Origin of the sequence: Microbacterium sp. ZOR0019 (assembly GCF_000800925.1) — a bacterium.
Lineage (GTDB): Bacteria > Actinomycetota > Actinomycetes > Actinomycetales > Microbacteriaceae > Microbacterium > Microbacterium aurugineum.
This window is the reverse complement of the sequence record NZ_JRKC01000085.1, coordinates 1-26,199: the sequence shown is the minus strand read 5'-3', so window position 1 is coordinate 26,199 and position 26,199 is coordinate 1. Positions and strand designations below refer to the sequence as shown.

General features: G+C 68.7%; 26 protein-coding genes. 14 read left to right on the top strand and 12 right to left on the bottom strand.

Going from position 1 to position 26,199, the window contains the following annotated elements; genetic code table 11:
• The 3 genes from L978_RS16695 to L978_RS16685 form a co-directional block, all read right to left on the bottom strand.
• Nucleotides 1-997 (bottom strand): DUF4350 domain-containing protein (locus L978_RS16695; RefSeq protein ID WP_047524417.1); only part of this gene is annotated, 997 nt, incomplete at its 3' end.
• 2 nt (nt 998-999) lie between these two features.
• Entirely contained in the window at nt 1,000-1,641 is a 642-nt protein-coding gene (locus L978_RS16690; protein ID WP_047524416.1) for a DUF4129 domain-containing protein, read from the bottom strand.
• Complete coding sequence (locus L978_RS16685; RefSeq protein ID WP_047524415.1) at nt 1,638-3,035, bottom strand: glycerophosphoryl diester phosphodiesterase membrane domain-containing protein; 1,398 nt, start codon at nt 3,033-3,035, stop codon at nt 1,638-1,640. Before L978_RS16685 ends, L978_RS16690 begins: the two co-directional genes overlap by 4 nt.
• Before the next feature lie 97 nt (nt 3,036-3,132).
• On the opposite strand from L978_RS16685, the gene mtrA reads away from it, so the two are divergent.
• The 5 genes from mtrA to hpf all read left to right on the top strand — a co-directional run bounded on the left by mtrA (nt 3,133) and on the right by hpf (nt 8,748).
• Nucleotides 3,133-3,813: an MtrAB system response regulator MtrA gene (mtrA, locus tag L978_RS16680; protein ID WP_047524414.1), complete on the top strand. Its 681-nt coding sequence runs from the start codon at nt 3,133-3,135 to the stop codon at nt 3,811-3,813.
• Nucleotides 3,814-3,820: 7 nt separating this feature from the next.
• Nucleotides 3,821-5,503 (top strand): MtrAB system histidine kinase MtrB, encoded by a 1,683-nt coding sequence (mtrB, locus tag L978_RS16675; protein ID WP_047524413.1) that lies wholly within the window; start codon nt 3,821-3,823, stop codon nt 5,501-5,503.
• Nucleotides 5,500-7,218: an LpqB family beta-propeller domain-containing protein gene (locus L978_RS16670; protein WP_047524412.1), complete on the top strand. Its 1,719-nt coding sequence runs from the start codon at nt 5,500-5,502 to the stop codon at nt 7,216-7,218. The genes mtrB and L978_RS16670 overlap by 4 nt, the downstream gene beginning before the upstream one ends.
• Before the next feature lie 93 nt (nt 7,219-7,311).
• Nucleotides 7,312-7,959, top strand: a complete 648-nt coding sequence (locus L978_RS16665; RefSeq protein WP_047524411.1) for a ComF family protein — start codon at nt 7,312-7,314, stop codon at nt 7,957-7,959.
• A gap of 132 nt (nt 7,960-8,091) precedes the next feature.
• A complete protein-coding gene (gene hpf, locus L978_RS16660) occupies nt 8,092-8,748 on the top strand; it encodes a ribosome hibernation-promoting factor, HPF/YfiA family (RefSeq protein ID WP_047524410.1) in 657 nt (218 codons plus the stop codon).
• 76 nt (nt 8,749-8,824) lie between these two features.
• Here the strand turns inward: hpf and L978_RS16655 are convergent, their stop codons facing one another.
• Both L978_RS16655 and L978_RS16650 read right to left on the bottom strand, forming a co-directional pair.
• Nucleotides 8,825-10,147 (bottom strand): hypothetical protein, encoded by a 1,323-nt coding sequence (locus L978_RS16655; protein ID WP_047524409.1) that lies wholly within the window; start codon nt 10,145-10,147, stop codon nt 8,825-8,827.
• Nucleotides 10,148-10,251: 104 nt separating this feature from the next.
• Nucleotides 10,252-10,902, bottom strand: coding sequence for a PadR family transcriptional regulator (locus L978_RS16650; protein ID WP_052193826.1), 651 nt, complete (start codon nt 10,900-10,902; stop codon nt 10,252-10,254).
• A gap of 199 nt (nt 10,903-11,101) precedes the next feature.
• On the opposite strand from L978_RS16650, the gene secA reads away from it, so the two are divergent.
• The gene (secA, locus tag L978_RS16645) at nt 11,102-13,903 is read left to right on the top strand and encodes a preprotein translocase subunit SecA (RefSeq protein ID WP_047524419.1); all 2,802 of its coding nucleotides are present in this window, start codon (nt 11,102-11,104) and stop codon (nt 13,901-13,903) included.
• Nucleotides 13,904-13,969: 66 nt separating this feature from the next.
• The gene (locus L978_RS16640; protein WP_047524408.1) at nt 13,970-15,196 is read left to right on the top strand and encodes a pyridoxal phosphate-dependent aminotransferase; all 1,227 of its coding nucleotides are present in this window, start codon (nt 13,970-13,972) and stop codon (nt 15,194-15,196) included.
• Here the strand turns inward: L978_RS16640 and L978_RS16635 are convergent.
• Both L978_RS16635 and L978_RS16630 read right to left on the bottom strand, forming a co-directional pair.
• On the bottom strand, nt 15,087-16,364 hold the full coding sequence (locus L978_RS16635; protein WP_052193825.1) for an AAA family ATPase: 1,278 nt from the start codon (nt 16,362-16,364) through the stop codon (nt 15,087-15,089). The genes L978_RS16640 and L978_RS16635 overlap by 110 nt on opposite strands.
• Nucleotides 16,361-16,981, bottom strand: coding sequence for an SAF domain-containing protein (locus L978_RS16630; RefSeq protein ID WP_047524407.1), 621 nt, complete (start codon nt 16,979-16,981; stop codon nt 16,361-16,363). The genes L978_RS16635 and L978_RS16630 overlap by 4 nt, the downstream gene beginning before the upstream one ends.
• A gap of 97 nt (nt 16,982-17,078) precedes the next feature.
• On the opposite strand from L978_RS16630, the gene L978_RS16625 reads away from it, so the two are divergent.
• Nucleotides 17,079-17,357 (top strand): helix-turn-helix domain-containing protein, encoded by a 279-nt coding sequence (locus L978_RS16625; RefSeq protein ID WP_047524406.1) that lies wholly within the window; start codon nt 17,079-17,081, stop codon nt 17,355-17,357.
• Here the strand turns inward: L978_RS16625 and L978_RS16620 are convergent.
• Nucleotides 17,345-17,956, bottom strand: coding sequence for a hypothetical protein (locus L978_RS16620; protein ID WP_047524405.1), 612 nt, complete (start codon nt 17,954-17,956; stop codon nt 17,345-17,347). The genes L978_RS16625 and L978_RS16620 overlap by 13 nt on opposite strands.
• 130 nt (nt 17,957-18,086) lie before the next feature.
• Between L978_RS16620 and L978_RS19275 the strand changes: the two genes are divergently transcribed.
• Nucleotides 18,087-18,473 (top strand): Rv3235 family protein, encoded by a 387-nt coding sequence (locus L978_RS19275; protein ID WP_047524404.1) that lies wholly within the window; start codon nt 18,087-18,089, stop codon nt 18,471-18,473.
• Nucleotides 18,474-18,497: 24 nt separating this feature from the next.
• Nucleotides 18,498-19,982, top strand: coding sequence for a sensor histidine kinase (locus L978_RS16610; protein ID WP_047524403.1), 1,485 nt, complete (start codon nt 18,498-18,500; stop codon nt 19,980-19,982).
• Nucleotides 19,983-20,046: 64 nt separating this feature from the next.
• Here L978_RS16610 and L978_RS16605 read toward each other — a convergent pair whose 3' ends face one another.
• A complete protein-coding gene (locus L978_RS16605) occupies nt 20,047-20,295 on the bottom strand; it encodes a WhiB family transcriptional regulator (RefSeq protein ID WP_017203224.1) in 249 nt (82 codons plus the stop codon).
• Nucleotides 20,296-20,524: 229 nt separating this feature from the next.
• On the opposite strand from L978_RS16605, the gene L978_RS16600 reads away from it, so the two are divergent.
• Nucleotides 20,525-20,911, top strand: coding sequence for a hypothetical protein (locus L978_RS16600; RefSeq protein ID WP_047524402.1), 387 nt, complete (start codon nt 20,525-20,527; stop codon nt 20,909-20,911).
• Between the two features lie 51 nt (nt 20,912-20,962).
• Here the strand turns inward: L978_RS16600 and bcp are convergent, their stop codons facing one another.
• The 3 genes from bcp to aroA are packed head-to-tail and all read right to left on the bottom strand — an operon-like array spanning nt 20,963 to nt 23,835.
• Nucleotides 20,963-21,436, bottom strand: a complete 474-nt coding sequence (gene bcp, locus L978_RS16595) for a thioredoxin-dependent thiol peroxidase (protein WP_047524401.1) — start codon at nt 21,434-21,436, stop codon at nt 20,963-20,965.
• 9 nt (nt 21,437-21,445) lie between these two features.
• Entirely contained in the window at nt 21,446-22,516 is a 1,071-nt protein-coding gene (gene rsgA, locus L978_RS16590) for a ribosome small subunit-dependent GTPase A (RefSeq protein ID WP_047524400.1), read from the bottom strand.
• 2 nt (nt 22,517-22,518) lie between these two features.
• Nucleotides 22,519-23,835 (bottom strand): 3-phosphoshikimate 1-carboxyvinyltransferase, encoded by a 1,317-nt coding sequence (gene aroA / locus L978_RS16585; protein WP_047524399.1) that lies wholly within the window; start codon nt 23,833-23,835, stop codon nt 22,519-22,521.
• Between the two features lie 70 nt (nt 23,836-23,905).
• Here aroA and L978_RS16580 point away from each other — a divergent pair, with 70 nt between their 5' ends.
• The 3 genes from L978_RS16580 to L978_RS16570 are packed head-to-tail and all read left to right on the top strand — an operon-like array spanning nt 23,906 to nt 26,145.
• A complete protein-coding gene (locus tag L978_RS16580) occupies nt 23,906-24,568 on the top strand; it encodes a sigma-70 family RNA polymerase sigma factor (protein ID WP_047524398.1) in 663 nt (220 codons plus the stop codon).
• Nucleotides 24,565-24,810: a zf-HC2 domain-containing protein gene (locus tag L978_RS16575; protein WP_047524397.1), complete on the top strand. Its 246-nt coding sequence runs from the start codon at nt 24,565-24,567 to the stop codon at nt 24,808-24,810. The genes L978_RS16580 and L978_RS16575 overlap by 4 nt, the downstream gene beginning before the upstream one ends.
• A gap of 33 nt (nt 24,811-24,843) precedes the next feature.
• Entirely contained in the window at nt 24,844-26,145 is a 1,302-nt protein-coding gene (locus L978_RS16570; RefSeq protein ID WP_047524396.1) for a GNAT family N-acetyltransferase, read from the top strand.
• The last annotated feature ends 54 nt before the right edge of the window (nt 26,146-26,199 follow it).

The window sequence follows — 26,199 nt, the reverse complement described above, 5'->3', positions numbered from 1 at the left end:
CGTGTGCGGCGAGCCCGAGTCGGCGTGCGAGTCGGCGCTGGGCGCCATCGCGGAGCGCTTCCGCGGCGTGCGCCGAGTCTGCGGCCCTGGCCGTCAGACGCGCGCGTCCGTGCATCGTCTCGGAGGCGCGGACCGTCACGGGCAGGGTCTCGGCCACCAGCGGACCGAAGCGCTGACCGCGCCAGACGGCCGCGGCGATCCCCGTGAGGAGCAGCAGGAGGATCACCGGTGTGACCCAGGGCGGCGTCAAGGTTCCGAGCGTGTCGACTGACTCGCCCTCGATGTCGGAGTCCGCGAAGCTCGGCACATACCAGACGACGTGGCCCGTCTGCCCGAGCAGAGCGAGGGCCAGTGCAGCGTTGCCGTTCTCCGCGAGGTAGGCGTTTCCGAAGAGCCGCGAGCCCTCGACGACGATGCGTCGGTCCTCCGTGCGGTCGTCCACGAGCACGGCGGCACCGTTCGTGTCGCCGAAGCAGGCCGTCACGTCACTAGCGGGGGCGAAGAGTCGGTCGGCGCGGATCGTCCCCACGCGCGCGAACTCAGCGACATCGCACTCGGCGGATACCGCGGGAAGCGTTCCCGGGGCGTTCTCACCGATCTCGAGTGCGCTCAGGAGATGGGTGCCCGCCGAGAGGAACACGATGCGGTCCGCCGGTTCCATCAGCGTCTCCAAGGCGTCGTCCGTCAACGTGTACGGATTCGCCATCACGAGGGTCGTGTCGTCGCCGATCGCCGCGCGCGCGGCCGTCCGGGAACGCTCGACGTCGACGTCGACTCCTCGGTCGCGAAGGATCTCGGCGAGGGCGAGCGCGCCCGCGTCGTCCCGGCCCTCCGGATCGAGCGCTCCCCGTGCTCCCGGCGGTGTCACACTGACACGGAGCGCGACGAAAGCGACGATCAGCACGAGCGCCACCACGATCAGCCAGCCCACGATCGCCTTCGTCTTGCGCGGTCGGTGCTCGGCGGTCGACGGGACCGACGGGGTTTGAAGGGTCATGCTCACGCCGGCACCTCCTCGGGGCGAAGCGACAGCAGTCGGGCGTCGGTCGCGGCGAGCTCTCGATAGGTCTGCTCCGTCGCGGCGTGCCCGAGGTAGCGGACGTCGTCGAACGCAGTGGCCGCGCGGCGCATCGCCTCCGCCTCCTGCTCGAACACCCGGATCGCGTCGCGCGCGATGGACTGCGCGGTGGCGCCGGGGGCGGGATCGATCAGATCCCGCTCCAGCAGGCTCCGGGCGATAGCGCGGTACCGGAGGATCGTCGCCGTGCTCCAATCGCTTTCGCGTGCTCGGCGCTCGGCGTCGCTGCGCAGTTGTGACGCCGAGCGATCATCGGCCGCGCCCAGGAGATCCGCGCGGCCGCGTCGGACGGTGCGGGACCTTCGAGGCCGACCCCAGATGATGAGGGCCGCGATCAACGCGCCGACGATGAGGGTGATCACGATGATGAGGGCGGCCGGCCCCACATTCGCACTGTTGTCGGCGTTGAACAGATCGGCGAGGAAACGGCCCACGTCACGGGCGAAGAGGTCGAACCACGTCGGCTTCGCGTCGGTATAGCGCGGGTTGGAGAGTTCCTCCTCGGCCCAGCGTCGCGCCTCGTCGCCGTCGGGGACGAACAGGTCGTCGAACGGTCGGATCATGCCGTGTCATCGCCGCCGGGCGCAGCCCACCCGGTCTCCCGCGGTGCGGTCGGTGCGGTCGGTGCGGGCGGAGGCGGGAACGCCCCCGGCGCGGCCCCCATCGATCCCGTGCTCCCCGGCGATGGTGTCGGCACCGGGGGTGCGGTCGGTGCGGGCGGAGGCGGGGGCGGGGGGGAAGGCTGTCCCGGGTAGGGCTGCGCTGCCGGGTAGGGCTGTGCTGCCGGGTAGGGGGAGGAGGGAGCACCCGGTGCGGTGCCGTACGGAGCAGAGGCGTAGCCCTGGGTCATCTGCACGTGCTCTGGGACCTGTCGGGGCGGTGGTGCGGAGCTGACGGCACGGGCGGGGTCCACGCGGAACGGGTCACCCTGCTGCTCGTCCGTCCAGCCGAGGTCCCGGCGTTCCACATACGCGATGAGTGTCTGATCCAGACCCTCGTACCGCATCCGGCAGTCGACGTAGATGAGTGCGGCACCGGTGCTCTGGACCACGGCCGCGATCGCCTGGATCACGAGGATCAGGATCTGCGGCGCGAGGATCGCGAGGACGAAACCGACGACGGCCGCAGGTTCCACGGCGCCGGTGGGCGCGATCACGGGAGTGAGGAGCGTGCTCAGCAGCGTCGAGGGGATGCTCACGACCTGCATCGCCACGCCCATGATGAGGTTGATGAGGAACACGACCCCGAAGGCGACCCAGAAGCGGCCCCGGGTGAGGCGCCAGGACCGGACGAGTGCGTCACGGAAGTGTGAACGTTCGAGGACGAGGATCGACGGCACCAGCAGCAGCTTCGTCGTCAGCCACACGAACAGGGGGATGGCGGCGAGCACGATGAGGATCACCGTGAGGACGACGACGCCGATGAGCTCGGCACTGCCACCCAGGCCGCCCGCCACGAACGCGGCGATGATCGCCGCGACGATCGCGAAGAGCCCGAAGACCGCGGCCACCGTCAGCGACGCGAAGCCGGCGAGCCGCCAGAACGACGGCGCCATCCTGCGCCAGAGCATCCGGAGCGTGGCCTTCACGCCGACGGCTGCGTAGCCGATCTCGGCGGCGACGACGCCCTGCATGACCGCGGTGAACGCGATCGTCGCGAGGCCCACGGCGATTCCGGCGATGAGGTTGATCCCGACCGTTCCGGCCAGCACCGCCTCGAAGTCCGGTGACGAGGGGGAGACCGTCTCCAACCGGGAGAACGTCGTGAAGAACACGACCCCCATCACGCCCGCGGTGACGAGAACGACGACGAGCTGGATGACGACGGCGAACCCGAACAGCACCTTCGGGTTGTGCCGGAGCGCCGCGAAGGCCTTCCCCAGCAGCATTCCGAATGTCAGCGGATGAAGAGGGATGATCCCCTTCTTCGGGGCGGGCGTCCATGTCTGGCCACTCAAAAGGCACTCCCTCCATCGTGCGGTCCCATCGTGTCATATCCACGACGTGGTGCGCAGACCTGGGGCCTCTGGGACTGGGTGCCATAAGGTAACAGTTATGACCTCACGCATTCTCGTGGTCGACGATGACACAGCACTCGCCGAGATGATCGGAATCGTGCTGCGCACCGAGGGTTTCGAGCCGGTCTTCTGCGCGGACGGAGCGCGAGCCGTCGAGGAGTGGCGCACGCAGCGGCCCGATCTGGTGCTGCTCGACCTCATGCTCCCCGGGATGGACGGGATCGAGATCTGCACGCGCATCCGCGCCGAATCCGGGGTGCCGATCATCATGCTCACGGCACGCAGCGACACCGCCGATGTCGTCCGTGGGCTCGAGGTGGGCGCGGACGACTACATGGTCAAGCCGTTCAACCCCAAGGAACTCGTGGCGCGGATCCGTACTCGTCTCCGCCCGACGCCGCAGGCCACCAGCGAACAGCTGCGGGTCGGTGACCTCACCGTCGACGTGGACGCGCATGAGGTGCGTCGAGGGACGGACCCGATTGCACTCACGCCTTTGGAGTTCCAGCTGCTCGTCGCTCTCGCCTCGAAGCCTCAGCAGGTCTTCTCCCGGGAGATGCTCCTGGAACAGGTGTGGGGATACCACTACAAGGCCGACACGCGACTCGTTAACGTGCACGTGCAGCGCCTTCGCGCCAAGGTCGAGCTCGACCCGGACAACCCCAAGATCGTGATGACGGTGCGTGGTGTGGGCTACCGTGCCGGGAGCGTGGGCTAGGAGCACGATGGCTGCGACGACAGCGACCACGACGACGGTCGCCGTCCTGCGCGACTGGCGAGGCTGGCCGACGATGCTCGGCCTCCTGTGGAGACGGTCCCTCCGGTTCCGCACCCTCTCGATCACGCTGCTCGCGACCTCGTTGGCGATCTTCATCACGTGCGTGACGATGGCTCTCGCGATCCAGAACGACCTCTTCATCTCACGGAAGAACGTCGCCCTCGAAGACGCCCGTCGGGCGGTCGACCAGGCGCAGCGGATCCTCGATGTGGCCGAGGTGGGCGACGACCCGGCTGCACTCAGCACTCTCTGGGACGGCATCAGGGACACGTTGGCGCGGACGTCGAGCACCGACCAGCTCGCGGGATACAAGATCGAGACGGGCGCCGACACCTCGCCGTTGAACGGGTTCGAGGCCGGGCTGAACGAAAGCCTGTTGAGCCCGGAACTGCGAAGGCGCGTGGTCGAGCTCGATGACCGCCAGGAGTGGCAGTCCGTCGCGCTCCCGGTCGAGAACGGCGGGGTGGTCCCCGGGATCGTCGTGGGGCAGCAGCTCCAGGTCCCGGAAGCGGGGCCGTTCGAGATCTACTTCGCCTATGACCTGGGCGACGCCGATCAGACGCTCCTGTTCGTGCAACGGACGCTCTGGATCGCCGGGATCGGGCTCGTGGCGATCGTGGCGGCGATCTCCTGGATCGTCCTGCGAGCCGTGTCGACCCCGATCGTCCAGGCCGCCGAGACGAGTGCGCGACTCGCCGCGGGGGATCTGGGGGTGCGGATCGATGTGCACGGCGAGGACGAGCTGGCCGTTCTCGGGCGTTCGTTCAACGCCATGGCCGACAGCATCGAGGCGCAGATCAAGGAACTCGGCGAGCTGTCGATGGTGCAGCAGCGCTTCGTCTCCGATGTCTCGCACGAGTTGCGTACACCGCTGACGACGATTCGACTCGCCGCGGACATGCTGAACGACCAGCGTGCGGAGTTCGAGCCGACCACGGCGCGCGCGGCGGAACTGTTGCACGCGCAGGTGCAGAGGTTCGAGACGCTGCTCTCGGATCTGCTCGAGATCAGTCGCTACGACGCGGGATCGGTGCAGCTCGAGCTCGAGGCCACGAGTCTCGCGCACCTGGCCGAGGACATCATCGAACAGATGAGGCCGCTCGCGGATGGCCACGGCACCGAATTGCGCTTGGTGGCGCCGGGCGGCTACTCGCCCGTGGACATGGACCCCCGCCGGGTGCGCCGGGTGCTGCGCAATCTGATCGGCAACGCGATCGAGCACGGTGAGGGCCGTCCGGTCGTCATCACGGTCGACAGCAACCAGCACGCGGTCGCCGCCGGCGTCCGGGACTTCGGTCTCGGGATGGAGCCGGGTGACGCGGAGCGGGTGTTCGACCGGTTCTGGCGGGCGGACCCGTCGCGACAGCGCACCATCGGCGGCACGGGGCTCGGGCTGTCGATCGCTCTCGGCGACGCCACGCTGCACGGCGGAACGCTGGCGGTCTGGTCGGAACTCGGGGTCGGGACGAACTTCGTGCTGACCATTCCTCGGCACGAGGGGACGCTGGACGGACCGAGCCCGGTCCCCGTCGAGCCGCAGGAGCCGTTGGCGGAACTGGGCGACGCGACACAGCCGATCTCGCTCGCCGAGAGTCGCATCGAGCTGTTCGACGAGGGGGAGGGGCCATGATCCGCGCACGATCGAAGAGACGATTGCGTGGCGCGGCGCTGGCGATCGCCGCGCTGCTGCTGCCGGCGTGTGCAGGGCTTCCGACCAGCGGCGATGTGACGGTCGGCCTCAAGCTCGGCGAATCCTCGCAGGACATCGACTTCTTCCCGGTCGCCTCGGGCCCGGTCAAGGGGGCCGGCCCCGAGCGGATCGTGGAGGGCTTCCTGGAGGCCGGCATCACCACGGCTGACAACTGGGCCACAGCACGCGAGTTCCTTTCGCCGGCGTTGCAGCGGACCTGGCGACCCGCGTCCGGCGTGTCCGTCGACGCGGGCCCGGAATCCCGCACGCTCACCTCGACGGTCCCCGAAGAGCTGGTCGAGGAGGCGGATTCGGCCGAGGTGCAGGTCGAGCTGGACCTGGTCGCGAGTGTCGACGAATCCGGTGCCTACGCCGATGCGCCCGGGGCCTCGACCATGCCGTTCGCCCTCGAGCGGATGGACGACGGCGAATGGCGCATCACGGAAGCGCTCGACGGGGTCGTGATCGACGACCCGCGGTTCGACAAGGTGTACGACGCCTACCCGCTGCAGTACTTCGACGTCAGCTGGTCGCGACTCGTCCCCGACATGAGGTGGTTCCCCCGGCGCCAGAGTCCGGCGACGACGGTGACGCGGGCACTGATCGGCGGTGTGCCCAGCGCCTGGCTGGATCCCGTCGTGCAGAACTCGTTCCCCGCCGACGTCCAGCTGGCCCAGGAGGCGGTTCCGATCACCGGGCAGGTGGCCGAAGTCGCGCTCACTCGTCCGGCGGTCGCGCTCGACGAGACGACGCTCGCGCGGATGCGCACCCAGCTGCAGGCGACGCTGAGGGCCGCGGGGGTCGCAGTCACACGCGTGCAGTTCACCGTGGACGGCCGCGACCTCGATGCCGGCGTGGTCGACGTGATCGAACCTTCGACCGAGATCGGCACGCTCGTCCTGAAGGACGGGGTCTTCGGCAAGATCGTGGGAGATGAGATCTCGCCGCTCCCCGGCATCAGCACCGAGATCGCCGCGATCGCTCAACCCATCCTCTCCCTCGATGTGGCCGCGGACGAGTCCCAGGTCGCGGCGCGACTCGGAGACGGTCATGTCTACCTCGTCCGCGACGGCAGCCGCATCGAGCTGGATTCGCGTACCGGGCTCATCGATCCTTCGCTCGACCCGTACGGGTACACCTGGTCGGTGCCGCGAGGGGATCCTTCCGCCCTACGCGCCTGGGACGCTGAGGTGGTTCCGCAGACGGTGGGGAACGCCTGGCCGAATGCTTCCGCGATCTCGGACCTCCGGGTCGCCGCGGACGGCAGTCGGGTTGCCGCGGTCATCACGGTCGGCAGGCAGTACTGGGTGGTCGTGGCCGGCATCGTCCGCGACGCCGCGGGCGTTCCGATCGAGCTCAGCGATGCCAAGCAGCTGATCCAGCTCTCCGAACCGGCGACGGGCCTGGTGTGGTTGGGTCCCGACCAGCTGGGTGTGCTGATGGACCCGAGCAGTCCGAAACTCATCACTCAGATGGTCGGGGGACCGGGTACCTCGGAGGCCGCTCCGGGCGATGCGATCTCCGCCGCCGGTGCGCGGACGACCGCGGGAGTGCGCATCCTCGGTGCGGGCGGACAGCTGTTCGCACATGCGGGGACGGCCTGGCGTGAAGTCGCGTCCGGGATCTCCGTCCTCGCCACCCGCGCAGGCGAATGACCCTTCCTGCACGACACGGTCCCGCCCGAGGCTTGTGCAGGACGGCCGGCGGCTCGACGGTGTGACCGATGCCAGGAGTCGCAGAATCGTCGGATGCAGGAAGAATCCCGTCTCCTTCGGATCGGCGCCGAGGTCGCCGCGTTCCTTCTCGCCGCGAACTGCGCGGGCTGCGGTGAGCCCGGCCTCCTGCTGTGCCCGGGCTGTCGGAGTGCCTTGGCGCCGCGGGCGCAGGAGTCGGTGACACCGGCGGGGCGGCCCGTCTGGTCCTCCCTCGAGTTCGACGGGGTGGCGGCGCGCTGCATCCGGCGGCTCAAGGGGGAGGGGGACACGCTCATCGCGCGCCCGCTCGGTGCGGCGCTGGCGAGCGTCCTCAGCCCGCTGGTGACATCGGCGACGTGGATCGTGCCCGTTCCGACGAGCCGGGCCGCTTTCCGACGTCGGGGCTACCGCGTCCCGGACCTGCTGGTCCGCCGTGCGCACGCGGATCCGCAGGCCGTGCTCACCGTCGAGGGAGCGCGCCCGGATCAGCGCGGGCTGGGCGCTCGCGCACGCCAGACGAACGTCCGCGGAGCGATGCGTGCCCGGCACCGAGGGGAGGGAGCCGAGGCGGTCATCGTCGACGACGTGATCACGACCGGGGCGACATTCGACGAGGCAGCGCGCGCCCTCACGGTGGCCGGGTTCCGAGTCGTCGCGGCCGTCGCGCTCGCCGCCACGCCGCTTCGTGGCGGATTCGCATGAACCTCATCGACAACCCACCGGAGACACAGGAGAACCAGCTCGTGACATCCGTCGACGGGCGGACTACGGTGGGGGGACACAAGGCGACCACGGTCCGCCCTTGGCCGGGAGGACCGGGACAAGGAGGCAGCAATGGAAACAAGCATCGTTGGCGTCGGAGTGGGTATCACCGATCGCTTCCGAACCGTTGTCGAAGAGAAGATCGCCAAGATCCAGATGCTCGCGTCTCGCGCGCAGCGGCTGGATGTGAAGGTCACCCATCGCGTGTATCGCAACGGTCATGTGCCCGATGAGACCGTCGAGCTCACGCTGATCGGGAAGGGACCGGTCGTCCGAGCCGAAGCGACGGATGGAGACAAGTTCGTCGCTCTCGATCTCGCGGTGGACAAGATGTCCGAGCAGCTGCGCCGCGCGAAGGAGAAGCGGGTCGATGGACGACAGCACCCGCGCGGCGCTCACTTCGAGAAGGAGAGCGGAGCTCTCACGGGCATCGACGTCCAACCGGCATCGGCGGATGTCCTGCATGCCGTCGCCACCGGCAACGTGCCGGTGCAGCAGACGGAAGAGGAGGAGTACTCGCCCGTCGTCATCCGCACGAAGAGCTTCGACGCCGAGTGGATGACCGTCGAGGAGGCCGTCGACCGGATGGAACTGGTCGGACACGACTTCTTCCTCTTCGTGGACGTCCGCACCGACCACCCGAGTGTCGTGTATCGGCGCAAGGGCTGGGACTACGGCGTGATCGCGTTGAGCACCCAGGCTCCGCCGTCCGAGGCTCTCGCCTCCTGATCGACGTTGCGAAACGGCCCGGCCCCCGAGAAAGGGACCGGGCCGTTTCGACGTCCGGGAGGCGTGAGGGCTCGGGTCAGTCGAAGATTCCGTCGAGCAGGCTGCCGATCACGAGTCCACCGAGGATGCCGGATGCGAGGTCACCGCCGCCACCGCGTCGTCCGCCGCCGCCTCCCCATCCGCCGCCGCCCCAGCCCTCGTCCTGCGGGCGGGACGAATCGATGTCGCGCTGGGCGAGCTGCAGCGCCTCGGAGGCGAGGTGTGCGACCCGTCGTGCCTGCACGAGCGCGGCTTCGCGGGTCTCTTCGGCCGGGAGGAGGTCGGAGAGGTCGACACGAAGTCGCTCCGCCTCGGCGAGGCGTGTGCGGGCGTCCGCGCCGATCCAGCCGCGATGACCGGCGATCAAGCCGCGTGCCACACCCAGCTGCCGGTCGGCGTCGTCGATCGCGTGCTGCACCTGGGCGATGCTCGGGAGCGGGTTCTCGGCGCGGTGGCGTGCCTTCGCGATGGCGTCGTCCAGCGCGGAGTTGGCGTCACGCAAGCGGGAGAGCTCCGCGAACGGATCGTTGGGTTGTCCCGACGGCGTCAGCGCCGAGAGCGCGGCCTGGAGGTCTGCGACGGCTGACGCCACCGCCGGTACCGCGGGAGCGTTGCGTGCGGCGATGAGGTCGTTGCGGGAGTCTGCCACGACTTCGGCGAGCGTGGATTCGGCGCGCAATGCTTCGATCTCGAAGTCCTCGACGGCGTCGAGGAGCGCGGATGCTCGCCGGGTCGCTTCGGTCGCGGTCTCGAGCGCGACGTTCGCCTCTTCGTTCTGCTTCGCCGCTCGACGGCGCTCCGACACGTCGGCGCTGTGGGTCGCGAAGCTGATGAGCTGCTCCGCTTCGGCGGCGCTGGCCGTGATCTGATGCATCGCGGAATCGGCGTAGCGTGCGGAGAGACGTGCGACAGCCTCGTTGGTCTGCGGGATGCGGGCGCTGAGCGCCGCAGCCTCCGCGCGCACTCGTGCGATGATCTCGGGCGCGCGTCGAACGGTGGAGACGGACTCCGCGAGCTCGGAGGTCTTCTCGTCGAGGAGGTCCTGTGCCCAGTCGCACAGCTGCAGGATGCGTGCATTGCGGGTGCGCAGCTCTTCGTCCGTGTCGGGGATCTCATCGTGATTCAGCTGGTGGAGCTGGAACGCCTCGCGCAGGTGGGTGCGCACCGCGGCGAGTGCCGTCCGCAGGTCGGAGGTCAGGCCTTCGCCGAGTTCGGCCTCGGCGAAGGAGAGCTCGTCGGCTGTGGTGCGGATCCGCTCGTCCGCTCCGACGAGGGCCTGCTCCGCACGCCGAGCCAGATCGGCGTCCCGAGCGGCGAGCTCTTCCTGTTCGCGTTTGCGCTTGCCCCAAAAACCAGCCATGGGTCGATCCTAGTTTCCCCGGCGCATGAGCCGGCTGAGCATCCGCTCCGGGCGAACGGGGAAGTTCGGCCGAGCGGCCCTGAGGTCGTCGCGACGGTGTTCGCTCAGGCTGCAGGCGCGGTCTCGGTGATCTCGGCGCCGGCGATCTCGGCATCGGTGATCGCGGCGCCGGACTTCGCAGGGCGTCCTCGTTTGGGGCGCTCCTCCGTGAGTTCGAGCGCCATCGTGTGCTGCGGGTGTCCGGTGAGGCGCTCGGCAGCGTGGTCGAGCCAGCGCACCTCGGCTTCGGCGGAGAAGATCATCGAGTCGACCACCAGTGACCAGGCGAGTCCCTCGGGGCCGTCCTCCCCGCGCTTCGTCCGTCTGGCCTGCCGCAACGTCTCGAGATGCTCCAGGGATGCCGCGCGCTGGGCGTGGATCGTGGCCGCGGCGTCGACACCGGGGAGGGTCGCGGCGACGGCGAGCTTGATCGCCAGCTCATCACGGGCTCCCTTGGTGCGCGCGAGGGGGGAGGCGAGCCACCGTGCGACCTCCGCATCTCCGGCGCGGGTGATCCGCCAGTACACATGCCCCTGCTCATCGGTGTGGCCGCGCTGCACGAGGCCGTCCCGTTCGAGTCGTTCGAGGGTGTTGTAGATCTGGCCGACGTTCAACGGCCAGACCGAACCGGTGCGTCGGTCGAACTCGTGCCGGAGTTGGTATCCGTAGCAGGGTCCCTGGGCGAGGATGGCGAGCATGCTCTGGCGTACGGACATCGTCGTCTCCTCGTGTGATCGGGCCGAATGCGATACCGAGTATATGGTTACCGGGCATGCTCTCGTCGTGACGCGCGGGTCGTCCTGCAGGCGACGTGCAGGCGACGTGGAGGTCACGGCCCGGTAACATGGCGAAGTATGCCTGGCGTCGGGTCCACCGATGGCCGGCGATTTACCCACTGACAGGGAGATGACATCCGTGGCCAATCCTCTTGAAAAGCTGCTGCGTGCGGGCGAGGGGCGGGTCATCCGCCGCCTGAATCAGGTCGTCAAGGCAGTGGGAGCGCTGGAAGAGGACATCTCCAAGCTCACCGACGACGAACTGCGCAACGAGACGACGGAGCTGCGGGCGCGGTACGAGAAGGGTGAGACGCTCGACCAGTTGATGCCCGAGGCGTTCGCCGCGGTGCGCGAAGCCGCCAAGCGCACGCTCGGTATGCGCGCCTACGACGTGCAGATCATGGGTGGCGCGGCGCTGCACCTCGGGAACATCGCGGAGATGAAGACCGGTGAGGGCAAGACCCTCGTCGCCACCCTCCCCGCATACCTGAACGCGATCGCCGGCAAGGGCGTCCACGTCATCACCGTCAACGACTTCCTCGCGAGCTACCAGGCGGAACTCATGGGGCGTGTGTTCCGTGCCCTGGGCATGACCACCGGCATCATCGTCTCCGGTCAGACGCCGGCGATCCGCCGTGAGCAGTACGCCGCAGACATCACCTACGGCACGAACAACGAATTCGGGTTCGACTACCTGCGCGACAACATGGCGTGGCGGAAGGAAGACCTCGTCCAGCGCGAGCACTTCTTCGCGATCGTCGACGAGGTCGACTCGATCCTCATCGACGAGGCCCGTACGCCGCTCATCATCTCCGGACCGTCCTCCGGCGAGGCCAACCGCTGGTTCGCCGAGTTCGCGAAGATCGCCCGCACCCTCGAGGTGGGCGAGGACTACGAAGTCGACGAGAAGAAGCGCACCGTCGGCGTGCTCGAGCCCGGGATCGAGAAGGTCGAGGACTACCTCGGCATCGACAACCTGTACGAGTCCGCGAACACTCCGCTGATCTCGTTCCTGAACAACTCGATCAAGGCACTGGCGTTGTTCAAGAAGGACACCGACTACGTCGTGATGAACGACGAGGTCATGATCGTCGATGAGCACACCGGCCGCATCCTGGTCGGACGCCGCTACAACGAGGGCATCCACCAGGCGATCGAGGCCAAGGAGGGCGTGCCGGTCAAGGCCGAGAACCAGACGCTCGCGACCGTCACGCTGCAGAACTACTTCCGCCTCTACGACAAGCTCGCCGGCATGACCGGTACCGCCGAGACCGAAGCGGCTGAGTTCATGTCGACGTACAAGCTCGGCGTGATCCCGATCCCGACGAACCGTCCCATGATCCGCAAGGACCAGTCGGACCTCGTCTACAAGAACGAGACCGCCAAGTTCGCTCAGGTCGTCGAGGACATCGCCGAGCGTCATGCCGAAGGTCAGCCGGTGCTGGTCGGAACCGTCAGCGTCGAGAAGAGCGAGTACCTGTCCCGCCTGCTCGCGAAGAAGGGCATCAAGCACGAGGTCCTCAACGCGAAGAACCACGCGCGTGAGGCCGAGATCGTCGCCCGCGCGGGTCGCCTGGGAGCGGTCACCGTCGCCACGAACATGGCAGGTCGAGGCACCGACATCATGCTCGGCGGGAACGCCGAGTTCCTCGCGGTGCAGGATCTCAAGGCCAAGGGCCTCGATCCGGTCGAGACCCCCGAGGAATACGAGACCGCCTGGGACGAGACCTACGAGGCGATGAAGAGCGTCGTGGCCGAGGAGGCCGAGAAGGTCATCGAGGCCGGCGGGCTCTACGTGCTCGGCACCGAGCGTCACGAGTCGCGCCGTATCGACAACCAGCTCCGCGGTCGCTCGGGTCGTCAGGGTGACCCCGGTGAGAGTCGCTTCTACCTGAGCCTCACCGATGACCTGATGCGACTGTTCCAGTCCGGTGCCGCCGAGGCCATCCTGGCGCGCACCAACTTCCCGGACGACGTGCCGATCGAGTCCGGCCTCGTCTCCCGCGCCATCCGCAGCGCGCAGTCGCAGGTCGAGTCGCGCAACGCCGAGATGCGCAAGAACGTGCTCAAGTACGACGACGTCCTGAACCGTCAGCGCGAGGCGATCTACGCCGACCGCCGTCACATCCTGCAGGGCGACGACATCGCCGACAGGGTGCAGCACTTCATCGAGGACGCGATCGCCGGAGTCGTCCGCGACCACACCGGCGAGGGCCACAACGAGAGCTGGGACTTCGATGCTCTGTGGACGGAGCTCAAGACGCTCTATCCGGTCGGGGTCACCATCGACGAGGTCGTCTCGGAGGCTGCAGGGCGCAAGGGCGGCATCACCGCGGAAGGCCTCACACGCGAGTTGCTCTCCGACGCGAAGATCGCCTACGAAGCCCGCGAGGAGTCGCTGGGTGAGGCCGCGACCCGCGAACTCGAGCGACGCGTCGTGCTGCAGGTGCTCGATCGCCGCTGGCGGGACCACCTCTACGAGATGGACTACCTCAAGGACGGCATCGGCCTGCGAGCCATGGCGCAGCGCGACCCGCTGATCGAGTATCAGCGTGAGGGCTACGCGATGTTCCAGTCGATGATGGGGCAGATCAAGGAGGAGTCGGTCGGCTACCTCTACAACCTCGAGGTCGAGGTGCGCCGTGCCGCCGACTCGGACACCACCGAGGTCGAAGCCAAGGGCCTCGCCGCGGGCGGAGGCGAGCAGCGTCTCGAGTACTCCGCCGCGAACGATGCGGGCGAGGTCGAGGTGCGCAACGACCGCGGCCAGGTTCAGCAGGCGGCGACGGATCGCGTCCGTCAGGCCGCCGTGCGCGCGCAGGCTCCGCAGACCGAGCCCGAGGAGGCGCCCCGCGGTGCGTTCGGGCAGCGCACGGACGGCGACGCACCGGCCGCCGGCAACCGTGAACAGCGTCGTGCGCAGAGCAAGAAGAAGAAGTAGCGTTCGGTGAGGAGGAGGGCCAGTCCGGGTGGATTGGCCCTCCTTTCGTCGCTGTAGGCTTGGTCGATGACCCCAACGCGCAACTTCGATCAGTCGTCGAAGCTCAAGAACGTCCTGTACGAGATTCGCGGAAACGCCCTCGTCGAGGCGGCGCGCTTGGAAGCGGAGGGTCACAAGATCCTCAAGCTGAACACCGGCAATCCGGCCATCTTCGGCTTCGATGCACCGCACCAGATCGTGCACGACATGCTCGCCGCGATGCCCACGGCGCACGGTTACAGCGACAGCAAGGGCATCATCTCCGCCCGTCGCGCGGTCGTGAGCCGGTACGAGCAGATCGAGGGGTTCCCCCGGTTCGACCCCGATGACGTCTACCTCGGCAACGGCGTGTCCGAACTCATCACGATGACGATGCAGGCTCTGCTCGACGAGGGCGACGAGGTTCTGATCCCCGCCCCCGACTATCCGCTGTGGACCGCGATGACCAGTCTCGCGGGAGGCACGCCCGTGCATTACCTCTGCGACGAGGACGACGAGTGGCAGCCGGATCTCGAGGACATCCGCTCGAAGATCACGCCTCGCACCAAGGCTCTGGTCATCATCAACCCGAACAACCCGACGGGTGTCGTCTATTCGCGTGAAATCCTGGAAGGTCTCGTGCAGATCGCGCGGGAGCACCAGCTGCTGCTTCTGTCCGACGAGATCTACGACCGGATCCTGTTCGACGACGCGGTCCACATCCCGACCGCGACACTCGCTCCCGACCTGCTCTGCCTCACGTTCAACGGTTTGTCCAAGACCTATCGGGTGGCGGGATACCGCTCGGGGTGGATGGTCATCACCGGCCCGCAGGGGCACGCCAAGGGCTTCCTGGAGGGGATCACGCTGCTGGCGTCGACGCGGTTGTGCCCGAACGTCCCTGCGCAGCACGCCGTCCAGGCGGCTCTGTCGGGCGTGCAGTCCATCGAGGCGCTGATCGCTCCCACCGGGCGTCTGCGCGAGCAGCGAGACATCGCCTGGGAAGGGCTGGAGTCGATTCCCGGGGTGTCCTGCGTCAAGCCTCAGGGTGCGCTCTACGCATTCCCGCGTCTCGATCCGAACGTGCACGAGATCAGGGACGACGCCCGCCTCGTCTACGACCTCCTCGTCTCCGAGCACATCCTCCTGGTGCAGGGCACCGGCTTCAACTGGCCGACCCCGGACCACCTGCGACTGGTGACGCTGCCCGAGCCGCGAGTGCTGAGCGAAGCCGTCGAACGACTGGGGAACTTCCTCTCGAGCTACCGCCAGTAGGAAGCTCCGGACGTGTGGGAGACAGGGTCGCGGCCAGCCTCCTCACGGCGGCAACGAGCTGTGAACGGGGCGTGACGTCGGTCATCGGCCGGGCGTGCAGCAGTGCGGCATCGGCAGCCCGCTGATCGAAGGGCAGGAACGTGACCTCGGTGATGCCCGCGAATCGCTCGAGGGTGCGCCGGACCTGCCTGCGCGCATCGATGCCGAGCGGACCCTGCCTGAGCTGATTGACGACCACGGCGAGGGGCGTCGGGGCCGTGAGGCGGCGCAGTTCGGCGTGGTCACGCAGGAACCGGCTGATGCTGAGAGGATCCGCCGCCGCGACGGCCACGATCAGGTCCGCCTCGATCAGCGTCGCCGAGGTCGCCGCGTGTCGACGGGGCCCGGCGAGGTCGTACGTGACCTCGTCGTCCGCGTCGAGGGCTGCGGCCACATCCACGACCGTCTCCTCGCTCCACGCCCGACAAGCCTGCAGCGTGGTGCGGAGACGGGCTGATGCCAGTTCCGGCCAGCGGCTCGGGCGATTGATCCCCGCCAGAACCTCGACGTCCTGACCTCCGCTCAGGATTCGGGTGGACAAGCGGGACAGTTCGTCGTCGTCAAGGGCGCCTCGTTCGGCTCGACGACAGGCGGCGGCGATTCCGGGAGCGTCGTCGCTGAGCCCGAGCAGCAGGGCGATCGACGGCGCGACGGTGTCGGCGTCGATCAGAGCCGTGCGGCGGCCGGCCCGGGCGAGTTCGACCGCGAGTTGGATCGCGACAGTCGAGCGTCCAGGGGCGCCGTGCGGTCCCCAGACGGCGATGACGCGGTGGGGCTCGGGGCCGTGAGGCAGTGGCGCGTCGACGCTCTCGGTGCCCAGCGCCGCGGCGACCTCCCAGCCGGTGGCTTCGGTGGGCAGTGGTGCAGACAACCCGAGTCGTCCGCGCAGGCGGCTGTCCGCTCCGCCGAGGGCGAGGACGCGCACTCCCGCACGATCACACGTCGAGATCAGCTCGGTGGTCAGCACGGCCCGGGTCGCCGGAACGATGAGCGCTTCGGTGCCGGGAGGCAGATCGGCGACCGGAGTGCCGGCCGTCAGGACCGCGAGCACGCGGATCCCCTCCAGTTCCAGTTCGGCGGCCAGTGCGCTCGCGCGTGGCTCCGCGATTGCCAAGACCACCGCGGTCATGAGGCGTCTCCGACAGGCAGCACGGAGAGGGCGGACCCGCCGGTGACCGCGGCGAGGACCTCCGCCGCGTCGGATCGGTCGATCACGAGCTCGAGCCGGGTGCCCGCCGAAGCCAGGACCCCGTCCGGCTCGATCACGTCGCGCACGATCACGTCGGCGACGAGGATACGGGGCGCCTCGTGCGAGCGCCCGTCGTCGATCGGCGGAGCGTGCCAGACCTCGACGACGGTGCCGGGCTCCACCTCCTCCGGGATGCCGGTGTTGCTCTCGATCACGATCGTGGTCTTCCGGCTCCGGTCCGCGTCGGTGAGAGACGACAACGGCACGATCTCGCCCTTCTCGATCGTCCGTGCCGCGATCTGCCCCGATCGCAGGTCTTCGGGCCCGAGGTAGTCGTCGCTCAGCAACCCGAGTCCCGCCTCGACGACCTGGAAGTCGTCCGCGGTGAGGGTCTCGCCCTCGACGATGGTGTGGTCGGCTCGGAGTACCGGTTCCGCGTCGTCTGCCGCATCGATGATGAGCCACACGGCGGTGATCGAGAGCGCGACGAGAGCGATCCCGATGAGGAACCGCAGGTCGCCCCAGAACGCGCGCCGAGGTCGGGAGAGGAAAGGCATGGCGCTATCGTCACAGAGATCGAAACAGGACCTCCTCGGTTATCCACAGGGTTCCGTCCGACCCGATCCGGGGGAGCGTGTCAGGGAGAATGGGGGCATGTCAGCCCCGTCCTCGCGCGCGCCGCGATTCCTCGCCCCCGCGCAGGTCGCCGAGCTGCTGAGCATCGGAGTGGGCGAGGTGATCGAGCTCGTGCACGAGGGCAGACTGCGAGGAGCTCAGCTCGGGTCGCCGCCGCGCTGGCGCGTGGAGGAGTCGAGCCTGGAAGGCTATCTGGCCGAGGAATCGGAGACGTCTCGCCGTATGGCGCTGTGGAGGCAATCACAGGTGGCGAGCTTCCCCGAGGTCTGGGGCATCTCGTCGGCTCACGGCAACTGATCTCCCGCGGTCCGCACCGCGACCAGTGCGGAGAACGGGACGATGCGGAAGCCCTGCACCGCACCGGCGAGGCGCGCCTGCCCCGGGTCGTGCACCGCCAGATCCAGGTGATCCGCGGCCGCGCGATCGATCGTGCCGTGCACCTCACCCACCCGGGTGGTGAGGTGCACGGGGACGCGGCGCCGCGCGAGATCACGCAGCACGAAGCCCAGTGTCATCCTCTCCCGGAGCGCGTGCTCGATGACAGGGACCTCCTCGAGGCTCGCCAGGATCATGCCGTGGTCCGTGGTGATGCCGGCGATCGCGTGCAGCGGGACGAGCAGAGCGGCGGTCGGGGCACGGACGGCATCCCCGGTGCCGCGCGATTCGACGGCCATCCAGTCGGCCCCGAGGGTGCGCACCGTGACGGGAAGGCGTTGACCGCTCACGAGGTCGATCAGGGCGTCCGCGTCGGAGCCGCAGAGAACCCGCAGGCGCGCTCGCAGATCCAACCGGGCGATGCGCAGCCTCTCCGACTCCGCATCGAGCACGGCGCGTTCGGCCTCCCACTCGGACGCCAGTTGGCCCTCGAGGTCTTCGAACAGTCGGTCCCAGTGCACCCGACCGAGCGTAGGCGACGTCGTTTTCGGACGTACGAGTTATCCACATACTTCCTCGATCAGCGTTCGGGAGCCCGGCGGTCGGTGCTGTACTGACGACCTCGCAGACCTTCCCGACCGAGAGATCGACATGACGCCTCACGAGTACTTCGCTCCGCAGCCGACACCGACCAGCGAACTGCCCGATCCCGCACCGCTCCTGCGCAGTCTCACCCGCGGTGTGCTCGAAGTGCTCGCCGGCGTCCGTGAGGTCGATCAGCTCGCGCGGTGGTTCAGCGAAGACGCGTTCCGCAGCCTGGTCACCCGGGCGAACCTGTCGGCGAGGGCGCGCAGCGCGCGCGGGGTCGCTCCCGCTCGCCCGACGTTCGAGATCCGGTCCTTGCGGGTGACGGCTCCGATCGACGGGGTCATCGAAGCGGTCGTCGTGGTGGCCGGACCGGGGCGCACGCGGGCGGTCGCGGTGAGACTGGATGGAATCGATCGACGCTGGCGCGCGACCTCCCTGGCGATTCTCTGACCGATGTGACCGTAGGCTGGAAGGGTGTCAACCCTCAGCGATCTCGCCCATGCCCAGGGACTCCTGACCGACAGCGACGTGGAGTGGCTCCATCGTCTCGCCGGAGACGGACAGCTCCTCGCCGATCTCGCGTCCGCCGACATCGTCATCTGGATCCAGACCGAGGACGGCTCCTTCATCGCGGTCGCGCACGCACGCCCGAGTGGTGCGGCCACGCTCTTCTATCGTGACATCGTCGGGGAGCGGGTGCGGCCTCAGTGGCGTACGCAGGTGCAGGGCGCTTTCGAGTCGGCCGAGATCGTGGATTCCTCATCGCCGGACTGGTTCGAGGAGACGCCGACGCGGGTCCGAGCCGTGCCGATCGTGCCCGAACGCCGGGACACAGGCACAGCCCCCACAGCGATCGGCGTGGTCACCAGACACACCAACCTGGGCGAGCTGCGGACGCCGTCTCGCCAGCAGATCACCTTCGACGAGTGCGCGAACGACCTGTTCCGGATGATCGCGGACGGGAGCTTCCCCGACCTCGCAGCACCGACCTCGCCGCGCCGAGGCGCCCCTCGCGCGTCGGACGGCCTGATCCGCATCGACGTGGACGGGATCAGCACGTTCGCGAGTCCGAACGCTCTCTCCGCCTTCAACAGGATGGGCTTCGACGACGAACTCGAGGGGGAGTCCCTCGCCGAAGTCACCACGCGTTTGGTGCCGCCTTCGCGGCAGGTCGACGAGTCACTCCCGGTCGTCGTCACAGGGCGCGCCCCCTGGCGGACCGACATCGAGGCGCGGGGTGTCACGGTGTCCTTGCGTGCGATCCCGCTGAAGGACCACGGCACCCGCATCGGGGCGATCGTGCTGTGCCGCGATGTGTCGGAGCTCCGTCACCAGGAGCAGGAGCTCATCACCAAGGATGCGACGATCCGCGAGATCCACCACCGGGTGAAGAACAATCTGCAGACGGTGGCCTCGCTGCTGCGGATCCAAGCCCGCCGCACGCACTCCGATGAGGCCAGGGACGCGCTCACACAGGCCATGCGCCGTGTCGACGCCATCGCGGTGGTGCATGACACGCTCGCGCAGGGACTCACGCAGAAGGTCGATTTCGACGAGGTCTTCCACCGCGTGCTCAAGCTCGTGGCGGAGGTGGCATCGGCGCCGAGCACCCGCGCGCGCACGCAGTCGACCGGTCGCTTCGGTGTGCTTCCGAGCGAGTATGCGACGCCGCTCGCTCTCGCGCTCACCGAGGTCGTGACCAACGCGGTCGAGCACGGTCTGGCAGGCCAAGAGGGCATCGTGACCATCGACGCCAAGCGCACGGAGGAGAACCTCCGCGTGACGGTGCGCGATACCGGTCTGGGCTTGCCTGAAGGTCGGATCGGTCAGGGGCTCGGGACTCAGATCATCCGCACACTCATCCAGGGCGAGCTCGGCGGCACGATCGAGTGGCGGGGGAGCGACGGCGAGGGCACCGAGGTGGTCATCGACATCCCGCTCCGCTGGCTCGACCGCTGAGGGCCGGCGCTCCCGGCACACGCGAAAGCGGCCCGAGAGTCGATCTCGGGCCGCTTTCGGAAGTTCAGGAGGCGCGGCGGGCGCGAGCGGCGCGGCGCTTCAGCGCACGGCGCTCGTCTTCGGAGAGGCCGCCCCAGACGCCCGAGTCCTGACTGGTCTCGAGGGCGTACTGCAGGCAGATCTCGGTGACCGTGCAGGTGGCGCAGACGGTCTTCGCCTTCTCGATCTGGTCGACGGCCGGGCCGGTGTTCCCCACGGGGAAGAAAAGCTCGGGGTCGACAGTCAGGCAGGCGGCCTTATCGCGCCAGTCCATGGGGGCTCCTCGGTGTGGATTTCAAGAGATGTCGCGGTGCGATTTCTCGGATTCGGGTAGCTGTTCGGGTTCGGCTACCCTGTTGAGATGCGGACGGAATGCCGCGAATTGTGATGCGAGCGTGAACGCCCGCCCCACGCCGCTGTGGGAGCACATGACTTTCTCTATTCTGTTACATGAATACCCTGAAATCAAGGGTTTTCTCCTCTTTCGATCCTTGGGAGACACTGTGCGCGCACCCGGAATCGCCCTCGCGGCCGCAGGGGTCCTTGCCCTCGAAGCGGTCGCGCTCCTGGTGTTCGCGATCATCGAACTCGCGGGTCTCGGAGCGGGCGACGCGTCGTCGCTGCCGACCGCCATCGCGCTCATCGTTCTCACGCTGATCGGTGCGGCCGCTCTCGCAGCATTCGCGTTCGGAACGCGCGCCGGCAAGTCGTGGGCGCGTTCGGGAGGAGTGGTGCTCCAGGTGCTGGCCGTCGCGCTCGCCCTGGCGTCCCTGACGGTTCAACCGGTCTCCTGGACGTTCACCCTCGGCGTCGGACTTCCGGCTCTGCTCGGGTTCGCCCTGCTCATCACGTGCGCACGACGAGAAGGCGCGCAGCGCGCGCCGGAGTGAGCTCCGTGCGGTGCCCGCATCGACGCCGCGGCCGCGCCGCCGCCAACCGGGTCAGGCGTCGATGCCGAGTTGCTTGCGCAGCCGCGCCACGTGGCCGGTGGCCTTGACGTTGTAGAGGGCGATGTCGATCTTCCCGTCCTCATCGAGGACGAACGTGGAGCGGATGACTCCTTCGACGACCTTGCCGTAGTTCATCTTCTCGCCCCAGGCGCCGTAGGCGACATGGACCGAGTGGTCGGGGTCGCTGAGGAGGGGGAACGTGAGGGCGTCCCGCTCGCGGAACTTCGCCAAGGTCGCCGGCTCGTCGCGTGAGATGCCGATGACCCGGTAGCCGGCGCCCTGGAGCGAGGAGATGCTGTCGCGGAAGTCGCAGGCTTGGGTGGTGCATCCGGGCGTCATCGCCGCCGGATAGAAGTACAGCACGGTCTTCTCGCCGCGCAGGTCTGCCAGACGGACGAGGTTCCCGTCCTGGTCGAGGAGGGAGAAGTCGGGGGCTGCGGTACCGGGTTCCAGGCGCTGGGTCACGCCTCCAGCCTACCGGCCGGGGGCCTGCTCCGCCTTGTCGGCGAAGGTCTGCAGCAGTCGCTGGAGCGAGTCGAGGCGCGCGCGCCCGGTCTCGCCCAGCTCGCCCCGATCGGCGGCTTCGATGAGCGCGCAATCAGGAGCGTCCGCCAGGTGCGTGCAGCCACGCGGGCAGTTCTCCGCGATCTCGGCGAGTTCGGTGAAGGCCGCGAGGATGTTCGCCGGATCCACGTGACCGAGACCGAAGGAGCGGACGCCGGGGGTGTCGATCACCCAGCCGGTCCCTTCGGCGCCCTGGTACCGGAGCGACACCGTGGAGGAGGAGGTGTGCCGGCCCCGTCCGGTGACCTGGTTCACGTGACCCGTGGCGCGTCCGGCCGTCGGGACGAGCGCGTTGACGAGGGTGGACTTGCCGACGCCGGAGTGCCCGACGAAGACGGTCGAGTGCCCGACCAGGGCGGCGCCGATCTCGTCCACCGGCATCTCGCCCTGTGCGCTCGTGAACACCCGCAGGTGGAGGCCGTCGAAATGGGTGAGGAACTCCGTCGGGTCCGCGATGTCCGTCTTCGTCACGACGAGAAGGGGGCGGATCCCGGCGTCGAGAGCCGCGACCAGGTAACGGTCGACGAGACGCGCACGCGGCTCCGGGTCGGCAGCCGCCACGACGACGAGCATCTGGTCGGCGTTCGCGACGATCACCCGCTCGACCTGGTCCGTGTCGTCGGCGCTGCGCCGGAGGAGAGACGTACGCTCCACGATGCCGACGATGCGGGCGAGCGTTCCCTCGTCACCGGAGGTGTCGCCGACCACGCGTGCCTGATCGCCGGTGACGATGGGCATGCGACGCAGCTCCCTGGCCCTGGTCGTGGTGATCATGCGCTCGTCGGGGGTGTCTTCGCCGACGAGCACGGAGTAGCGACCGCGGTCCACGCCGAGCACCCTGCCGACTTCGGCATCCTCATGCGCAGGGCGACGCTTGGTCCTGGGGCGGTTGGCCTTCGGGTTGGGACGGGTGCGGATGGTGCTCTCGTCGTAGTCCTCGAAGTCGTCGTCGAGGTCGTCGGTGTCGTCGAGCCAGCTCACCGTCAGCCCCGCAGCATCCGCTCCCAGAGCATCGTGAACTCCGGGAGGGTCTTGGCGGTCGTGCCGATGTCGTCGATCACGACGCCGGGGACACGCAGCCCGATGAGCGCGCCGGTCGTGGCCATGCGGTGGTCGTGGTGCGCTGCCCACTCTCCTGCGTGCAGCGGGCGCGGGATGATCCGCAGCCCATCCGAGAGCTCCTCGGCTTCCCCGCCGAGCGTGCGGAGGTTGCCGATCAACGCGGCGATCCGATCCGTCTCGTGAAGGCGGATGTGGCCGATGCCGCGAATCGTGGTGGGGGTCTCGGCGAAGGCGGCGAGACCGACGAGCGTCGGGGTGAGTTCGCTCGCTGCCGAGAGGTCGAGATCGAGGCCGCGGATGCTCGAGCCGGCTCGCACCGTGAGCGTGCCGCCGTGGCGTCCGACATGGGCACCGAAAGCCTGCAGGATGTCCGGCAGCATCGCGCCCGGCTGTGTGGAGTGCGCGGGCCAACCGGTGACAGCCACCGAACCGCCGGTGACGAGTGCCGCGGCGAGGAACGGCGCCGCGTTCGAGAGATCGGGTTCGATCGCGAGCTCCTTGGCGCGCGGCACGCCGGCCTCGACGAGCCACTCACCGACGGCGGGACGCTCGATGCGGATGCCGCGACGGCTCAGCGCCTCGATGGTCATGTCGATGTGGGGCAGGCTCGGGAGGTGTTCGCCGGTGTGCACGAGGTGCAGCCCGACATCGAACCGGGGAGCGGCGAGCAGGAGACCGGAGACGAACTGGCTCGATGCGGAGGCGTCGACCTCGACGCGGCCGCCACGGATGCGTCCGTGACCGCGAATGGTGAACGGGAGGGACCAGGTGCCTTCATCGTCGATGTCGACGCCCAGGTCGCGGAGGGCGCTGATGAGTCCGCCCATCGGTCGGTGCAGGGCCGTCTCGTGGGCGGTGAGGTGCACGTCGTGCTCGGCGAGCCCCGCGAGCGGAGCGATGAAGCGCATCACGGTACCGGCTTGTCCGCAGTCGATCGTCGTGCCGCCGCTGAGCTTCGCCGGGGTGACGACCAGGTCGGGACCGAACTCGTGACCGGCCTCCACCTCCTCGATGCCGACGCCGAGCGCGCGCAGCGCATCGACCATGCGGGCGGAGTCGTCGGAGTGCAGCGGCGCGATCAGCCGGCCGGGGCCGTCTGCGATCGCGGCGATCATCAGCTCGCGGTTCGTCAGCGATTTCGAGCCGGGGATCGTGAGCTCGGCATGCACGGGCACATCGGTGGTGGGCGCAGGAAAGGCACCCTGCACGCGGATGGGGGAATACCTGTTGGCGCTCATCGGTTCTCACCTTAGTAAACGCAGGGAGCTTCGGCGCGACAGACGAGGCTCCCGAGGTGAAGGAGAGAGAATGCCGGCGACGTTGGAGCGCGAGGTGATCGACCTCAGCGGCCTAGACTGGCCGGTGATGGACGACACCGCAACCGCAGACACCGTCAGCGACCCTCGGCGCGAGTTCGAGGAGCAGGCGATCCCTTTCATGGATCAGCTCTATGCCGCCGCGATGCGCATGACGCGCAATCCGGCGGACGCCGCAGACCTCGTGCAGGAGACGTTCGTGAAGGCGTACGGCTCCTGGTCGACGTTCTCGCAGGGGACGAATCTCAAGGCGTGGCTGTACCGCATCCTCACGAACACGTACATCAACATCTACCGCAAGCGGCAGCGCGAGCCGTTCCAGGGCACGATCGACGAGCTCGAGGACTGGCAGCTGGGCGGTGCGGAGTCGACCACCGCGTCGCACAGTCGTTCGGCGGAGGCGGAGGCGATCGACCGGATGCCGGCCTCGGTCGTCAAAGACGCTCTGCAGGCCGTCCCGGAGGACTTCCGACTCGCGGTGTACCTCGCTGACGTCGAGGGATTCGCGTACCAGGAGATCGCGGACATCATGAAGACGCCCATCGGCACCGTGATGAGCCGCCTGCACCGTGGCAGGCGGATGCTGCGGGAGCTGTTGGCAGACTACGCCGCCGAGCGGGGCATCGCCGCGGCTGACACGAGGAGCAAGGGATGAGCGACTGCGGCTGCGAGAAAGCGCGTCAGGATCTGGAGGAGTACCTCCGCAACGAGGTGTGCAAGACCGAGCACACCGAGATCCGCGAGCATCTGGAGAACTGCCCCTCGTGCCGTGACGAGGCGCTGGTGGCGACGACCCTCACCGAGGTCATCGCCCGCGCCTGCAAGGAGACGGCTCCGGAGCAGCTGCGCGATCAGGTGTTCGCGCGTCTGCGTGAGGCTCAGGCCGCGCAGCACTGACGTCGCGTCCGACCGCCTCGGTAGTGTGGATGGATGAGCTCCATCGATGCGCGGGACGTGACCGCAGACCCCACTTCGACTGAACGCCTGGCGACCTCCGGGCTCGAATACCGGGTTGTCGATCTGTCGGACGACACCCGTTCGGCGGCATTCCAACGCGCGGTGGACCGCGGGTTCCTGGGAGCCGAGCCGACGGGCGACATGATCGCCCAGGTCACCAAGACCTTCGCGGCTCGGCGCAACATCGGCGTGTTCGAGCCCGACGCGACGGATGCGACGCTTCCGATCGCGACCACGAACGCCTGGATCACGCCGCTCACGCTCCCGGGCGGCGGCGAGATCGACATGTGGGCGATCAGCGTGGTCACCGTCGCGGCGACGCACCGGCGCCGCGGGATCGCGCGGGCTCTGCTGGAGGGCGAGTTGCGAGCCGCAGCATCGGCCGGCGTTCCCGTCGCGGGCCTCACCGTCTCCGAGGCGACGATCTACGGGCGCTACGGCTTCGGCTCCGCGATACCGGTCGCGCGGTTGACCGTGAACACGCGGCGTGCGGGATGGGGCGGTGCGACGCCCCCGGGGCGCCTCGAATACGTCGATCGCGACACGCTGGCCGCCGACCTCGGGACCGTGCACGAGCGTGCGCGTCGACAGGTCCCCGGGCAGATCCCGGGCTGGCAGGGCCGATGGGAAGGGTACTCGGGAGTCGCGCCGACACCGGATCGGGACCAGGCCAGGGGCGTGCGCTACCTCGACGAGGACGGAGTGCTCCGCGGCGTCCTGGCGTACACGGTGAGCGAGGCGAGCGGCACCTTCCGGTTCCGGATGGACGTGCGTCTGCTCGTCGCCGAGACGGCCGATGCACGCACCGCGCTCTGGCGCTTCGTGCTGCAGCACGATCTGGTCGACGAGGTCGTCGCCGACCTCCGTCCGCTGGATGACCCGCTGCCGTGGCTCGTCGCCGATCCGCGTGGCGTGAAGCAGGAGGTGCATGACCACGGCTGGCTGCGCATCCTCGACCTCCCGGCCGCCCTCACCGCGCGGGACTATTCGGCACCGCTCGACACGGTCCTGCGGGTCGAGGACCCGTTGGGATTCACCGCCGGCGACTGGCGGCTGCGCGTGGACGAGTCGGGCATCGCGACCGTCGAGGAGGCGCACGGAGGCTCCGCCGACATCGAGCTCGACGTCTCGGCGCTGTCGTCGCTCTACGCCGGTGGGGTTCGGGCGTCCTCGTTGCACGGCGCCGGCCGTCTCACCGGGGATCGTGCCGCGATCGACGCCTTCGACAAGGCGCTGGTCGCGTTCCCGTCGCCCTCGCTCGACATCTGGTACTGACCGGAGCTGGACGGAAACGAGGACGGGCGCCGCGACCGAAGTCGCGGCGCCCGT

Excerpts from the sequence above, each read along its gene's own strand:
- L978_RS16690 (WP_047524416.1), bottom strand. The coding sequence starts at position 1,641 with ATGATCCGACCGTTCGACGACCTGTTCGTCCCCGACGGCGACGAGGCG.
- mtrA (WP_047524414.1), top strand. The coding sequence starts at position 3,133 with ATGACCTCACGCATTCTCGTGGTCGACGATGACACAGCACTCGCCGAG.
- mtrB (WP_047524413.1), top strand. The coding sequence starts at position 3,821 with ATGGCTGCGACGACAGCGACCACGACGACGGTCGCCGTCCTGCGCGAC.
- L978_RS16670 (WP_047524412.1), top strand. The coding sequence starts at position 5,500 with ATGATCCGCGCACGATCGAAGAGACGATTGCGTGGCGCGGCGCTGGCG.
- L978_RS16665 (WP_047524411.1), top strand. The coding sequence starts at position 7,312 with ATGCAGGAAGAATCCCGTCTCCTTCGGATCGGCGCCGAGGTCGCCGCG.
- hpf (WP_047524410.1), top strand. The coding sequence starts at position 8,092 with ATGGAAACAAGCATCGTTGGCGTCGGAGTGGGTATCACCGATCGCTTC.
- L978_RS16655 (WP_047524409.1), bottom strand. The coding sequence starts at position 10,147 with ATGGCTGGTTTTTGGGGCAAGCGCAAACGCGAACAGGAAGAGCTCGCC.
- L978_RS16650 (WP_052193826.1), bottom strand. The coding sequence starts at position 10,902 with ATGTCCGTACGCCAGAGCATGCTCGCCATCCTCGCCCAGGGACCCTGC.
- L978_RS16640 (WP_047524408.1), top strand. The coding sequence starts at position 13,970 with ATGACCCCAACGCGCAACTTCGATCAGTCGTCGAAGCTCAAGAACGTC.
- L978_RS16635 (WP_052193825.1), bottom strand. The coding sequence starts at position 16,364 with ATGACCGCGGTGGTCTTGGCAATCGCGGAGCCACGCGCGAGCGCACTG.
- L978_RS16630 (WP_047524407.1), bottom strand. The coding sequence starts at position 16,981 with ATGCCTTTCCTCTCCCGACCTCGGCGCGCGTTCTGGGGCGACCTGCGG.
- L978_RS16625 (WP_047524406.1), top strand. The coding sequence starts at position 17,079 with ATGTCAGCCCCGTCCTCGCGCGCGCCGCGATTCCTCGCCCCCGCGCAG.
- L978_RS19275 (WP_047524404.1), top strand. The coding sequence starts at position 18,087 with ATGACGCCTCACGAGTACTTCGCTCCGCAGCCGACACCGACCAGCGAA.
- L978_RS16605 (WP_017203224.1), bottom strand. The coding sequence starts at position 20,295 with ATGGACTGGCGCGATAAGGCCGCCTGCCTGACTGTCGACCCCGAGCTT.
- aroA (WP_047524399.1), bottom strand. The coding sequence starts at position 23,835 with ATGAGCGCCAACAGGTATTCCCCCATCCGCGTGCAGGGTGCCTTTCCT.
- L978_RS16580 (WP_047524398.1), top strand. The coding sequence starts at position 23,906 with ATGCCGGCGACGTTGGAGCGCGAGGTGATCGACCTCAGCGGCCTAGAC.
- L978_RS16575 (WP_047524397.1), top strand. The coding sequence starts at position 24,565 with ATGAGCGACTGCGGCTGCGAGAAAGCGCGTCAGGATCTGGAGGAGTAC.
- L978_RS16570 (WP_047524396.1), top strand. The coding sequence starts at position 24,844 with ATGAGCTCCATCGATGCGCGGGACGTGACCGCAGACCCCACTTCGACT.